An 11,883-nucleotide genomic window follows, 5' to 3' on the forward strand; every position below is an offset into this window, starting at 1 on the left:
CTTCCGATCTCCGCCTCATCGAGGTCGAGCAGCGCGAAGCCGTCCGAGCCGCGCAGCGAATCGAAGACGCGCTCGATGCCGTGGCCGTAGGCATTGGCCTTGACGACGGCCCACACGCGGGCGTCGGGCACGGCCCGGCGGATGCGCGCGAGGTTGTGGCGCAGCGCACTGCCATGAATCGTGGCGAGAATGGGCCGGGGCATACCTGAGATTCTGTCATTACCCCGCGTGATATAACCCCGTGTCGCTTGGAGACAGAAGAATTACCGATGCATCAGCACGCCTGATGCCGCACGCCCAACACCGATGAAGCGCGGCTTTTACACCATCATGTCGGCGCAGTTCTTCTCGTCGCTGGCAGACAATGCGTTGTTCGTCGCGGCCGTCGAGCTGCTCAAGTCGTCGGGCGCCGCCGAATGGCAGCGCGCCGCGCTCGTGCCGATGTTCGCGCTGTTCTACGTGGTGCTCGCGCCCTTCGTGGGAGCCTTCGCGGACTCGCAGCCGAAAGGCAAGGTGATGTTCGTCAGCAACGCGATCAAGGTCGTGGGTTGCCTGGCGATGCTCTTCGGACTGCATCCGCTCGCGGCCTATGCCATCGTGGGGCTGGGCGCCGCGGCCTACTCGCCGGCCAAGTACGGCATTCTCACCGAGCTTTTGCCGCCCTCGCAGCTCGTGAAGGCCAACGGCTGGATCGAGGGCCTCACCATCGCCTCGATCATCCTGGGCATCCTGCTGGGCGGCCAGCTCGTGGGCAACGCCGTCGCGGCCAAGCTTCTTGCGCTCGATTTCCCCGTGTTGGACACCGGGATCGACACCGCGCCGGAGGCCGCTATCTTCGTGCTGATCTTCATCTACGCGATCGCGGCGTGGTTCAACACGCGCATCCCGCACACCGGCGTCGAGATGCGCGCGATGCCGCGCAACCTGCTCGAGCTCGTGCCCGACTTCTGGAGCTGCAACTCGCGCCTGTGGCGTGACAAGCTGGGCCAGATCTCGCTCGCGACCACGACCCTCTTCTGGGGCGTGAGCGGCAACCTGCGCTACATCATCCTCGCCTGGAGCGCCGCGGCGCTCGGCTACAGCACGACGCAGGCGTCGGCGCTCTCCGGCGTGGTGGCCGTGGGCACCGCAGTGGGCGCGATCGTTGCCTCCATGCGCATGAAGCTGGACAAGGCGACGACGGTCATGCCACTCGGCATCGCCATGGGCGTGCTGGTGATCGCGATGAATTTCATCAACAACGTGTGGGTGGCCGCGCCCTTCCTCGTGCTGCTGGGCGCGCTCGGCGGCTACCTGGTCGTGCCGATGAACGCGCTGCTGCAGCACCGCGGCCACAACCTCATGGGCGCGGGCCGCTCCATTGCCGTGCAGAACTTCAACGAGCAGGCCTGCATTCTCGGCCTCGGCGCGTTCTACAGCCTGTCCGCCGGACTGGGCATGAGCGCGTTCGGCGCGATCACGGCCTTCGGCATCGTCGTGGCCGGCGTCATGTACCTCATCCAGCGCTGGCACGCGAGCAACTGCGTGCGGCACAAGGACGAGGTCGACCACCTGCTGTCCGTCGCGAGGCACGACAACTCGCATGGCTGAGCGCGGCACGGCGGGCGCGCCGGTGCTGGCGCTGCTCGCCAACGCCTTCCTGTGGGGCATTTCCTGGTGGCCGTTTCGCGAACTGCAGCAGCACGGCGTGCATCCGCTGTGGTCGACCGCGTTCACCTTCGTGGTCTCGTTCCTGTGCATCGCGGCGTTCCGTCCGGGCGCCTGGCGGCACTTCGCGGCCGCGCCCGGCCTGTGGCTGCTGGCACTCGCCTCCGGCGTGACGAACGTCGGATTCAACTGGGGGGTGACGATCGGCGACGTGGTGCGCGTGGTGCTCCTGTTCTACCTGATGCCCGCGTGGAGCGTGCTGCTCGCCTGGCCGCTGCTGGGCGAACGGCCGAACGCCGCGGCGCTCGCGCGCCTCGCGCTGGCGCTGGCGGGCGTCGGCATCGTGCTCGACACCGGCGGCGCCGGCTGGCCGTGGCCGAGCGGCCTGGCCGACTGGCTCGGCCTGCTGGGCGGCGCCAGCTTCGCGCTGACGAACATCATGCTTCGCAAGCTCAACGAGGTCGATGCGGGCGCGCGGATGCTGGCCATGTTCGGCGGCGGCGCGGTGCTGGCCTCGGCCATGGCGGCCGTCGGCACGGGCGCGGGCTTCGTGTCCGCGCTGCCGGCGCCGGACGGACGGGCCGGGGTCATCGCGCTGGCGCTGGCCGCGGGTTTCCTCGTGTCGAACATGGCGCTGCAGTACGGCGCAGCACGCCTCGCCGCGCACACGACGGCGCTCGTGATGCTGTCCGAAGTGCTGTTCGCCAGTTTCTCGTCCGTCGCGCTGGGGGCGGCCGAACTGACCGGCCGCGTGCTTGCCGGCGCGGCGCTGATCGTGGCAGCGGCGGCATGGTCGGCGTGGCCGGTGCGGGACGCCCCGCGTCCCGCTGCGCACCCGTAGCCGACGCATCGCGGCGCAGCCGCATCGCCTCCCTGCTGTACGAAAGTCTCGTTGCGCATGACGCGGCCGGTGGCAGACTGGCGCGCGGCTGCCGCGAACCGGCGGCCGTCCCACAGTCCGCCGCATGGAGACCCGCAGGAATGACGACCACGATGGCCGATCCCGACGTCGCCGAAACCTTCTATCACACGGGCGAAGTGCGGTTCCGATACGGCCGCGTGATGGCCGCCGACGGCACGCGCTGGATCCGCAGCGGCGACTTCCGCGAGTACGACCGCCGGGGCCAGCTCCTCTCCGAAGGCAGCTACGAAAACGGCCGCGAGCATGGCCTATGGCGCGAGTACTACAACACCGGCCAGCTTGCTGCCGAAGGGCACTATGTCGAGGGCAAGCCGTCGGGGGCGTGGCGGTACTGGAAGCCGGACGGAACGCCGGGCGAAAACACGGTGCAAAGAGTGGGCCAGCCGCGCAAACGGTAGCGGCCGACGCGCGATGCCCCGAACGCGCGCGCGAAAATGTATCGGGTCCAGCCCTCACCTCGACATGCGGTGGCGGTGGCAGACTTGGCAGTGTCATGACGTCCATCGATTCCACCCGGCAGTTGCTGGCGCAGTTGCAGCGCGAGACCGTGGCGCTGCGCCGCGCAGGACCCGCGGTCGCCGCGAAAGCGGCTGTCGGATCGACCCGAACTCATGCGAAGCGCGGCCAGACCGACCCCCTCGCCACCGCGCTGCGCGCCATCGCCGCGCTCGACGCCACCTGCACACAGACCCCGCAACAGGCATTCCGCGCTTACCTCGGCGCCGTGCTGGCGGCCGAGTTCGGGGCCGCGATGGCGCACGGTCCCGGATTCGCGGCGCTCGTCGACCGGGTGCGCGACGGCATGCGGGCGGACCCCGAAACCGCGCGCGAAATCGAAGAGGCCGGTCAGGTGCTGCTGAAGACGGCGCGAGGCGGAACGTCCGGTTAGCAGCTCAGCTCGAGCCTGACCCCAGCCAGCGCCTGGCGCAGGCGTTCGATGGCCTGACGGTGCAGCTGCGAAATCCGGCCGCGCGTGAGACCCAGCTCCCTTGCGATCTCCTCGAACGGCTGGTGCTGCAGGTAGTGCCGCCGGATCACCTGGGCCTCGCGCGGCGTCAGCCGATCGACGACACGCCAGAGCCGCTCGCGCATCTGCCGGGCCTCGGCCTGCGAGTACGCGTCGTCGGGCAGCGTCGTCTCGGCGCCGAGGACCATGCCCGTGCCTTCGAGCAGGAAGCCGATCGCCATGCCGATGCCGATGTCGCCCAGCCGGCGCAGCAACTGCGCGTCCGAGCCGCCCGCGGACTGCGACTCGCGTTGAGACGCGAGCCGGTCCTGCACGTGGCGGCGCCACAGGCAGATCTGCTGCTGCCGCTCGCTGAGTTTCTCCAGGCCGTCGAGCATGGCGCCCAGGATGCGCGGCGTGGCATACGTGCGAAAGCGCGCGCTGCGCTCGGGGTCGAAGCGCTCGAAGGCCTCGAACATGCCGATCGCGGCGAAGTGAAAGTAGTCGCCGAATTCGAACTCGGGATTCGGCCGCCGCGCAAACGAGCGCGCAGCCAGCGCGCGCGCATAGCCCAGGTACTGCCCGACGAGCGCCTCCCGGGCGTCGGCGTCGCGCGCGTCGTGCCAGCGCCGCCAAAGCGCGGTTTCGGATTCCGCATCCAGCGTCGCCGACGGCGCGGCGGGACCGAAGAGGCCGCCGTCCATGTCAATGGAAGGAGCCCACGAGCGCCTTGAGCACGAGGCTCCAGCCGTCGACAAGCACGAACATCAGTACCTTCAGCGGCAGCGACACCGTGGCCGGCGGCATCATCATCATGCCGAGCGCCATGAGGATGCTGGAGACGAGCAGGTCGATCAGCAGGAAGGGAAGGAAGATCACGAAGCCGATCTGGAAAGCGGCCCGGAGCTCCGACAGCATGAACGCCGGCACCAGCTGCACGTTGCTCACGTCCTCGATCGCCTTCGGCGCGGGCGCCTTGGAGAGTTCGACCATGAGCGCCAGATCCTGTTCGCGGGTCTGCCGGACCATGAACTCGCGCACCGGCGCCGCGCCCCTGCGCCACGCCTCCTCCATCGACTGCCGCCCGGCCATGAACGGCTCGAACGCCTCTTCGTTCACCTTCGTCAGCACGGGCGACATGGTGAAGAGCGTCATGAACAGCGCGAGGCCGATCAGCACCATGTTGGGCGGCGTCTCGGGCATGCCGATCGCATGCCGCAGCATCGACAGCACGATGATCGTGCGCAGGAACGCCGTGAGGCACATGAGCAGTGCCGGCAGCACGGCAAGCAGCGTGAGGCCCAGCACGATCCGCAGCGCCTGCGCGGTCTCGCCCGCGGGCGTCCGCTTCTTCGCTGCCACGGCGGCCACCGGTGCCGCCGTGGCAGCGCTCGTGGCCGCCGCCGCACCCGGCGCGGCGGCATGGAGCGGCGGGAAGAACACGAGGACCAGCGCCACGAGGAGGTATCGGGCCGCGTTCATTCGGAAGCTTCGGACGGGGCCGCGGCAGCGGCGACCGGCCGGCGTGCAAGCAGTTCGACGTGCGACGCACCGCAGGCGATCAGCAGTTCCTCGTCGCCCCAGCGCACGAGGTGCAGGCTGGCCGATGGCGTGAGGCGCAGGGCGTGAAGCGCGCACGGCGCGCTGCCCGCGGCATGGGGATGCGCGAGTCCGCCAAAGCCTCGCAGCGAGAAGCCGCCGCCGCGGCGACGTTGCAGCACCAGCGCAAGCACGAGCGCGAGCACGACCAGCAGGGCGAGCAGGACCTGCACCGCGACGGGCAGGCCCGGGGTGGCGTCGCGTTGCAGGGGCAGGTTCTCCACCTCAGGCCCCGAGCCCGTCGGGCGCCTGCGTGATGCGAATCGCGAAGCAGTCGTCGACGGCGACGAGCTGTCCGCGCGCCACGACCCGCCCCTCGACCAGCAGGTCCACCGGCTCGTGCAGCGACGCATCGAGCCGCAGCACCTCGCCCGCGCGCGTCGCGAGCAACTCGCCGATGGAGAGCACGGCCGTACCCACACAGACGGAGACCGTGGCCTTGACCGCGTGCAGCGCATGGCCTTCGCCGAGTCGCGGCGCGGCCGGCGTGGCGGCCTCGTTGTTCGCGTCGGAACGCAGTTCGGCGAGGCTGACGATCTGCGCGGTGGCGGCGCGCGTCGCGGATGCCTGCGCTTCGGCGGCTTGGGAAGATTTCATGGAGTCCTCGATGCGGATGCGGGATTCGTTGGCGGGATTCGTGTGCAAGGTCGGACGACGGACGTCATCCTTCTGCGGCGCGCAGCAGTTCGATGGCGCGCCGATCGCCGCTGCGGCCGAGGAAGGCTTCGCAGACGCGGTCGCCGGCCTCGGACTTGCCGAGCAGCGGCTGGTCGATGCGGTGCGGCAACGCGATCACGTCGCCCGGACGCAGCGCCATCAGCTCGCCCACGCTGAGCGTCACCGGTTCGAATTCGACGCGCACGGCGACGGCGAGCGGCGCGGCTGCCTCCAGCAGCGGCACGACCGGCCTGCCGGCCGGGGGGCGAGACGGCAATGCGGCCGTCGACGAAGTCCTGTTCGACGGCCGCAGACCGCGACGGCGAAGAAAGGCCTCGACGACCGCGGGACCGACGAGCAGCCAGAAGTCCGGCGCGCAGGCCAGCACGACCGCGCCGCTCCAGGGCAGGAAGAGTTCGGGGGGCGGCGTCGACCGGGCGTGAATCGTCGACGCGGCGGATTCGGCCGCCAAGTCGACCCAGCCCGCGACCAGCCGGTCCAGCAGATCCGTGCAGGCGACCGCCGATGCGCGCGTGGCGATCCCGTCGTGCGTCGTATCGCCTTCGAAGAGCGCAAGCGCGACCTCGGCGCGCAGGCGGTCGCCCGTCCACCAGATCGGCCCGTCCCATCCGCCGGCGTCCCCGCCGCGTCCCAGGCCCTGCCAGGACAGCGTTGCCCAGCGCGGATCGCCGTCGGCGCTCTCGCCGCGCAGCGCGCGGCCCGGCGCGTTGCCGCCCGCGCCCCAGTCGTCGGCCCAGCAGCGCACGGCCGTCTCGGCGGCCGCGCGAAACTGCGCGAGATGCGCGGCCGACCAGGCCAGCAGCGGGCGCGTTTGCGTCGCTTGCGGCGCCATCGGCTACTTCTTCATCGCGAACAGCGCGTCGAGCATCTCGCCGGCGGTCGCGAAGATCTGCGAGCTTGCCTGGTAGCCGCGCTGCATGACCACCAGCTGGCTGAACTGCTGCGAGAGGTCGACGTTCGAGCCCTCGATGCTGCCGGCGCGCACGCTGCCGAAGCCGCCCTCGCCCGCGCTGCCGCTCACCCATCCGCGCGCATCGACGGCCGCGAATTCGTTGTCGCCGGCCGCCTCGACCGCATCGGGGGACGTGAAGTGTGCAAGCGCCAGGCGCGCACCGCGCACGGTCTGGCCGTTCGAATAGGTCGTCACGAGCACGCCGGCCGCATCGAACGTCGCCTTCACGAGGCTGCCCGGCCCCCATCCGTCCTGCGATGCCATGGCGAGCGTCGAGGTATCGCCCCCACCCGTGGACGTCACGTCGGCGGAGAAGTCGAGCGCGAACGCGACGGGCGACTGCCCGGCCGGCGTGTACTTGAAGGCGAGGTTCGACTGCGCCGCGTCGGGGCGGCCATCGACGAAGGCCAACGTGCCCGTGCCGACCGTCGTCGTGCCATCCAGCAGGGTGACCGTCCACTGGTTGGCGCCGTCCGTGACCGCGTCGAAGCGAGCGGAGAGCATATGCACGGTCCCTGCCGCATCGTGGACTTCCAGGCCGCCGACGGTATGCGTCGCCGCCTCGGACGACAGGTTGCCGCTGAGCACGATCTGCGACGTGGCCCTGGCGGCGCTCGTGCGCGCGGCGGCGATGGAGATGGCGCCGGGCGCGCCGTCGGACCCGATGCCCAACACCTGCTTGCCCGACGTGCTTTTCAGCACGCCTTCGGTATCGAATCGGAAGTCGCCCGCGCGCGTGTAGCGCAGGCGGCCATCGTCGCCTCGCAGGGTGAAGAGGCCGTCGCCGTCGAGGGCGAGGTCGAGGTCGTTGCCGGTGGACTTGAACTGGCCCTGCGCGAAGTCGATGCGCGTGCCCTGCATCTGCACGCCGCCTCCGCGTGCGCCGCCCTGCCCGTCGCCATCGACCAGCTGGCCGAACTGCGCGTTCGCGCCCTTGAAGCCGGGCGTGTTCATGTTCGCCGTGTTGTGCGCGATGGTCTGCAGCCCCTGCTCGAACGCGCGCAGTCCGCCCTCGGCAAGGATCATCGAATCGATCATGGTGTCTTCTTTTCCGGTGGCCGCGCGGCGCTCAGCGCACGGCCGTGATCTGGGAGAGGCCGACGTCGGCGAGGTTGCCGCCGCCGGGAAGCGCGAGCGTGATCCGCGGCTGCGCGCCGGCGAGCGACAGCGTCGAGACGGTGCCGGTGAGCGGGCCGCTTTCGGTCCTCACGTCGACCGTCCGGCCGATCAGCCCCACCGACTGGAGCGACGACTGGTTGTTCAGCAGCGCCTGCAGGTTCGTGTTGAGCTGGTTCGTCTGTTCGAGCGCGGTGAACTGCGCGATCTGCGCCATGAACTCCTGGTTGTCCATGGGCTTCAGGGGATCCTGGTGCGTGAGCTGCGTGAGCAGCACCTTCAGGAAGTCTTCGAGCGAGAGGCGGCCGGCGGCCGTCGTGGATGTGGCGTCGCCGATGGCGCTGAGGCTCACGATGCGTCTCCTGGAAACGAGGTGCGGGGAACGGGTCGACCGTTGCAGGTCAGGGTGGCGAGGCGCAGGCCGGCGGCGCCGAGTTGCTGCGAGAGGTGGCGCACGAGGACCGGCAGCAGCGGGAGATGCGCCGCATCGAGCCCGAGCCAGGCGCGCGCGCCTTCGGGCGCGAGGTCGACGTGAATGCGGACTGCGTCGCGCGGCGACGCGTCGGGCGCGCCCGCGCGCGCGGCGGCCGCCAGGGGGGTCGATGCGCGGTCGCCGGAGGTCGGCACGTCCGGATCGAGGCCGGTCGGCGACTGTGCCTGGTGATTCTGCGCAACGGCCGGATGCGCGCCCGGCCCGGTCGGCGAGACCGCGGCAAGTGTCGAGAGCGCCACGACGATGTCGAAGCTGCGCGCCACGGCGGCGGGTGGCGCGCGGAGGCCGGTGACCGATGGCTCGCCGGTCCGTGCGTGCGAAGGGGCGCGTGCGACCCCGGACAGCGACGCGCCGACGGGCACCGGTTCGCAGCGCGACGTGGGTTGGGCGTCGCTCTGCGCCGCGCCGGGCGAGCCGTGGACGGCGGACGTCTGCGGGTCGCTCGAAGCGGGGCCGGAATCGGAATCGATGGTGCCATGCCGCGTTGCCCGAAAATCTCCACTGCGTTCGGTGGCATGGGATGACGGGCGCGTCGGCTCCGGCATCTCGCCTCCCGCGGGCGCCTGCTCCTGCGCCGCCGCAAACGCGTGCACGAAGAGCGGCGGCCCCGGCGCCGGGCGCACGGCGAGCGCAGGCGCACTCGCGGGCCGGTCGTGCCCCTGCGGAAACCATTGCGCAAGTTGTGCCTGCTCCATCGCGCCACGCCATGCGTCGTGCTGTCGATGCGCCTGCGGCGCGAAGGCGGCTGCGCCCGCTTGCGGCGGGCTCGCAACCGATGTCGAGGCAAGCTGCAGCCCCGCCTTCGCGGGAACGTCCGCTGCGCCGAAAGCGCTTGCGTGCGGGATCATGCGGCCTCCGCCGAACGCGCGCGGCGAGCGCGCCCAAGCCAGTCATCGTCGGCCGCGGCAGCGGCCAGCCGCAGCGTGCCGCACCGATGTTCGGCCATCGCTTCGTCGCGGTGGCGCTTCAGGACTTCGACGCGCCCGGCGACGCGGGCCTGCTCGGCGCGCAACGCATTCTGCTGCGCATCGAGCGCCTCGCGGCGCCGCTGCCGCCGGTCGATCTCGGCCTGCTCGCGGCCGAGCCAGCGCACCGTGCGCAGGCGCACGACCGGATCGATCGTTCCCGCGTCCAGCCGCGCGGCCTGTCCGGCGAAGTCGGCTCGACGAATCCGCAGCGCCTCGTCTTCGAGGTCGATCTCGCGCTGCTTCGCGCCGATGCGCGCACCGAGCGCCTCGAGCGCCCACTGCTCGCGATGCAGCAGGGGCTCGAAGGCATAGCGGAAGTTGCGCAGGTCGTTCGTCATCGCGATGCTCCGGATTTCGCCGGGACAGCGATCGTGGGCAGCGGCCGCACGATCGCGGCGAGCGTCGCCAGGGCGTCGCCGCGCGGCACGCCACCCTCGGCCTGCCGCAACCACGCCATCAGTTGCGGCCGGATCGCGAGCGCTTCGTCGAGCTCGGGATTGCTCCCGGCCTCGTAGGCGCCGAGTTCCACCATCGCGTGGTTGCGCTCGAGCAGCGCGAGCCGGCGCACGGCGGCCCGCGCGAGTTCCTTGTCGCCCGCGGTCGCGAGATCGGGCATCAGCCGGCTCGCGCTCTTCAGGACGTCGATGGCCGGGTACTGGCCCTGCTGCGCGATGGCGCGCGCGAGCACGATATGACCGTCGAGGATCGCGCGCAAAGCGTCGGACACGGGTTCGTTGAGATCGTCGCCCTCGACCAGCACCGTGAGGAGCGCCGTGATCGAGCCGCCGCCGGAGGTCCGCCCGCAGCGCTCGCACAACTCGGGCAGCTCCGCGAACACCGACGGCGTATAGCCGCGCGCAGTCGGCGGCTCGCCGGCCGACAAGCCCACCTCGCGCCTGGCCATCGCGAAGCGGGTGATCGAGTCCATCGTGAGCACGACCTGCCGTCCCTCGTCGCGGAAATGCTCGGCAATCGCCAGCGCCGCGTGCGCCGCGCGCAGCCGCGCAAGCGCCGGCTGGTCTGCCGTCGCCACGACCACGACCGACCGGGCCCGCCCGGCGTCGTCGAGCTGGCGGTCGATGAAGTCGCGCACCTCGCGGCCGCGCTCGCCGATGAGGGCGATCACGTTCACGTCGGCCTTCGCATGCCGCGCGATCATGCCGAGCAACGTGCTCTTGCCGACGCCGCTGCCGGCGAAGATGCCGACGCGTTGTCCCTCGCCGAGCGTGAGCAGCGCGTCGATGGCGCGAACACCGGTCTCGAACACCCGGTCGACGCGCTCGCGATGCATCGGATTGCGCGGCGCGGCACGGATCGCCCGCGTCGCCGTCGGGCGCGGAGCGGGGCGTCCGTCGAGCGGGCGGCCGAACCCATCGATGACCCGGCCGAGCAGTGCGTCGCCCACGCCGATGCGCGAGTCGTCGCCGAGCGCGACGACCGTGCAGCCCACGGCCATGCCGTCGAGCCGCTCGTAGGGCATCAGCGTGATGTGGCCGGGGTGGACCGCGACGACTTCGGCCAGGATGGCGTCGCGGTCGGAAGCGCCGGATGCATGGAGCGACCTCAGGCGCGTTTCGTCCGACAACGGCGCGCGCGCTTCGGCGCCTGCGGACGGTCCCGCTTCCAGGAGCACCGCGCACAACTCGCCGACGCGAGCCCGCGGACCTTGTGCTTCGATGGCGAGGCCCTGCACCTTGCACACGCGGCCGGTACGGCGGGTGAGCGGCGCGGCGCACATCGCGTCGCGCGCTCGTCGCAGCGCCGTCATGCCGCGGCCCCCGCGTCGCGCGAGCGCAGGAAGAGCGCGGCAAGCCGCGCGAGCTGCGTCTCGAGCCGCGCGTCCACGCTCCCCTGCGCTGACACGACCGCGCAGCCGCCGGCGCTCACCTGCTCGTCGGCGACCCAGCGCACCGATCGGCGCGACGCCAGCCTGGCGGCGATCACCGGATCGGCCTGGACGCGCGCGAGATCCTCAGGATGCACGTGGATGCAGACACCCTCGGCCACGGCGCCATCGCGGATCGACTGACGAACCAGCGCCGTCAGCACGTCCGCGCGCAACGCGTCCTCGCCGAGGACGCGGGCGAGCGACTCGAAGCACAAACCGAGAAGATCGTCCTCGGCGGCGACAAGATGCGCTTCGAACCGGGCGGCGAACGTGTCGATCAGGTCCGAGAGCCGCTGCAGTTGGTCCTGTCGCTCCGCTTCTTCCAACCGTCGCGCCTCGTCCCGCCGGGCGGCCTCGTCCGCCACGACGCGAAGCGCTTCCTCGGCACCCTGCCGTTTCCCGTCTTTCATGCCCGCCTCGTGCCCTTCCGCATAGCCCTGGGCACGGCCCTCCTGGCGCTCGATGTCGAGGATGCGCTCGCGCGCTCGCGCCCCTTCGGCATCGGCGACGGCACGCGCGTTGGTCGATGGCGGCGCATCGGCAGTCCGACTCGGCGCCGCGGCGCCTCGGCCCGGCCGCTCCAGCGCGCGGGGCGTCGAATCGATCGTCATTCCGCGCAGGACCGTGGCGCGCGATGTCAACGGGCGAAGCCTCTCGGTGCGCGCCACCGCTGC

The 11,883-nt window shown here is 71.2% G+C and carries 16 protein-coding genes; 4 read left to right on the forward strand and 12 right to left on the reverse strand.

Annotated elements, in window-relative coordinates; translation table 11 throughout:
- On the reverse strand, positions 1-203 hold a 203-nt coding region (locus tag AB7E83_RS27460; RefSeq protein ID WP_428574593.1), incomplete at its 3' end, for an alanine racemase.
- Between the two features lie 103 nt (positions 204-306).
- On the opposite strand from AB7E83_RS27460, the gene lplT reads away from it, so the two are divergent.
- The 4 genes from lplT (at position 307) to AB7E83_RS27480 (ending at position 3,458) form a co-directional block, all read left to right on the forward strand.
- Positions 307-1,590 carry a lysophospholipid transporter LplT gene (lplT, locus tag AB7E83_RS27465; protein WP_428574595.1) on the forward strand — a complete coding sequence of 428 codons (1,284 nt, stop codon included), beginning with the start codon at positions 307-309 and terminating at the stop codon, positions 1,588-1,590.
- Positions 1,583-2,488: a DMT family transporter gene (locus tag AB7E83_RS27470; RefSeq protein WP_428574597.1), complete on the forward strand. Its 906-nt coding sequence runs from the start codon at positions 1,583-1,585 to the stop codon at positions 2,486-2,488. The genes lplT and AB7E83_RS27470 overlap by 8 nt, the downstream gene beginning before the upstream one ends.
- Positions 2,489-2,628: 140 nt before the next feature.
- Positions 2,629-2,967, forward strand: a complete 339-nt coding sequence (locus AB7E83_RS27475) for a toxin-antitoxin system YwqK family antitoxin (protein ID WP_428574599.1) — start codon at positions 2,629-2,631, stop codon at positions 2,965-2,967.
- Between the two features lie 95 nt (positions 2,968-3,062).
- Positions 3,063-3,458 (forward strand): hypothetical protein, encoded by a 396-nt coding sequence (locus tag AB7E83_RS27480; RefSeq protein WP_428574601.1) that lies wholly within the window; start codon positions 3,063-3,065, stop codon positions 3,456-3,458.
- Here AB7E83_RS27480 and AB7E83_RS27485 read toward each other — a convergent pair.
- The 11 genes from AB7E83_RS27485 to AB7E83_RS27535 form a co-directional block, all read right to left on the reverse strand.
- On the reverse strand, positions 3,455-4,219 hold the full coding sequence (locus AB7E83_RS27485) for a sigma-70 family RNA polymerase sigma factor (RefSeq protein ID WP_428574603.1): 765 nt from the start codon (positions 4,217-4,219) through the stop codon (positions 3,455-3,457). The genes AB7E83_RS27480 and AB7E83_RS27485 overlap by 4 nt on opposite strands.
- Before the next feature lies 1 nt (position 4,220).
- Positions 4,221-4,997, reverse strand: coding sequence for a flagellar type III secretion system pore protein FliP (gene fliP, locus AB7E83_RS27490; protein ID WP_428574605.1), 777 nt, complete (start codon positions 4,995-4,997; stop codon positions 4,221-4,223).
- Entirely contained in the window at positions 4,994-5,338 is a 345-nt protein-coding gene (locus tag AB7E83_RS27495; protein WP_428574607.1) for a hypothetical protein, read from the reverse strand. The genes fliP and AB7E83_RS27495 overlap by 4 nt, the downstream gene beginning before the upstream one ends.
- A gap of 1 nt (position 5,339) precedes the next feature.
- Entirely contained in the window at positions 5,340-5,711 is a 372-nt protein-coding gene (locus tag AB7E83_RS27500; protein ID WP_428574609.1) for a FliM/FliN family flagellar motor switch protein, read from the reverse strand.
- Between the two features lie 64 nt (positions 5,712-5,775).
- Positions 5,776-6,624: a FliM/FliN family flagellar motor C-terminal domain-containing protein gene (locus AB7E83_RS27505; protein ID WP_428574611.1), complete on the reverse strand. Its 849-nt coding sequence runs from the start codon at positions 6,622-6,624 to the stop codon at positions 5,776-5,778.
- A 3-nt stretch (positions 6,625-6,627) separates the two neighbouring features.
- Positions 6,628-7,782, reverse strand: coding sequence for a flagellar hook-basal body complex protein (locus AB7E83_RS27510; RefSeq protein WP_428574613.1), 1,155 nt, complete (start codon positions 7,780-7,782; stop codon positions 6,628-6,630).
- Positions 7,783-7,813: 31 nt separating this feature from the next.
- Positions 7,814-8,212 (reverse strand): flagellar hook assembly protein FlgD, encoded by a 399-nt coding sequence (locus AB7E83_RS27515; RefSeq protein ID WP_428574615.1) that lies wholly within the window; start codon positions 8,210-8,212, stop codon positions 7,814-7,816.
- The gene (locus AB7E83_RS27520; protein WP_428574617.1) at positions 8,209-9,201 is read right to left on the reverse strand and encodes a hypothetical protein; all 993 of its coding nucleotides are present in this window, start codon (positions 9,199-9,201) and stop codon (positions 8,209-8,211) included. Before AB7E83_RS27520 ends, AB7E83_RS27515 begins: the two co-directional genes overlap by 4 nt.
- The gene (locus AB7E83_RS27525) at positions 9,198-9,659 is read right to left on the reverse strand and encodes a hypothetical protein (RefSeq protein ID WP_428574620.1); all 462 of its coding nucleotides are present in this window, start codon (positions 9,657-9,659) and stop codon (positions 9,198-9,200) included. Before AB7E83_RS27525 ends, AB7E83_RS27520 begins: the two co-directional genes overlap by 4 nt.
- The gene (locus tag AB7E83_RS27530) at positions 9,656-11,089 is read right to left on the reverse strand and encodes a FliI/YscN family ATPase (RefSeq protein WP_428574622.1); all 1,434 of its coding nucleotides are present in this window, start codon (positions 11,087-11,089) and stop codon (positions 9,656-9,658) included. The genes AB7E83_RS27525 and AB7E83_RS27530 overlap by 4 nt, the downstream gene beginning before the upstream one ends.
- The coding region (locus AB7E83_RS27535) for a FliH/SctL family protein (RefSeq protein WP_428574624.1) at positions 11,086-11,883 on the reverse strand (798 nt) is incomplete at its 5' end. The genes AB7E83_RS27530 and AB7E83_RS27535, both read right to left, overlap by 4 nt.

Source organism: Ramlibacter sp. (assembly GCF_050250995.1).
Taxonomy (GTDB): Bacteria; Pseudomonadota; Gammaproteobacteria; order Burkholderiales; family Burkholderiaceae_C; genus Ramlibacter.

Bases quoted from the DNA above. Each gene is read 5' to 3' on its own strand.
- lplT (WP_428574595.1), top strand. From the start codon at position 307: ATGAAGCGCGGCTTTTACACCATCATGTCGGCGCAGTTCTTCTCGTCG.
- AB7E83_RS27470 (WP_428574597.1), top strand. From the start codon at position 1,583: ATGGCTGAGCGCGGCACGGCGGGCGCGCCGGTGCTGGCGCTGCTCGCC.
- AB7E83_RS27475 (WP_428574599.1), top strand. From the start codon at position 2,629: ATGACGACCACGATGGCCGATCCCGACGTCGCCGAAACCTTCTATCAC.
- AB7E83_RS27480 (WP_428574601.1), top strand. From the start codon at position 3,063: ATGACGTCCATCGATTCCACCCGGCAGTTGCTGGCGCAGTTGCAGCGC.
- AB7E83_RS27485 (WP_428574603.1), bottom strand. From the start codon at position 4,219: ATGGACGGCGGCCTCTTCGGTCCCGCCGCGCCGTCGGCGACGCTGGAT.
- fliP (WP_428574605.1), bottom strand. From the start codon at position 4,997: ATGAACGCGGCCCGATACCTCCTCGTGGCGCTGGTCCTCGTGTTCTTC.
- AB7E83_RS27500 (WP_428574609.1), bottom strand. From the start codon at position 5,711: ATGAAATCTTCCCAAGCCGCCGAAGCGCAGGCATCCGCGACGCGCGCC.
- AB7E83_RS27505 (WP_428574611.1), bottom strand. From the start codon at position 6,624: ATGGCGCCGCAAGCGACGCAAACGCGCCCGCTGCTGGCCTGGTCGGCC.
- AB7E83_RS27510 (WP_428574613.1), bottom strand. From the start codon at position 7,782: ATGATCGATTCGATGATCCTTGCCGAGGGCGGACTGCGCGCGTTCGAG.
- AB7E83_RS27520 (WP_428574617.1), bottom strand. From the start codon at position 9,201: ATGATCCCGCACGCAAGCGCTTTCGGCGCAGCGGACGTTCCCGCGAAG.
- AB7E83_RS27525 (WP_428574620.1), bottom strand. From the start codon at position 9,659: ATGACGAACGACCTGCGCAACTTCCGCTATGCCTTCGAGCCCCTGCTG.
- AB7E83_RS27530 (WP_428574622.1), bottom strand. From the start codon at position 11,089: ATGACGGCGCTGCGACGAGCGCGCGACGCGATGTGCGCCGCGCCGCTC.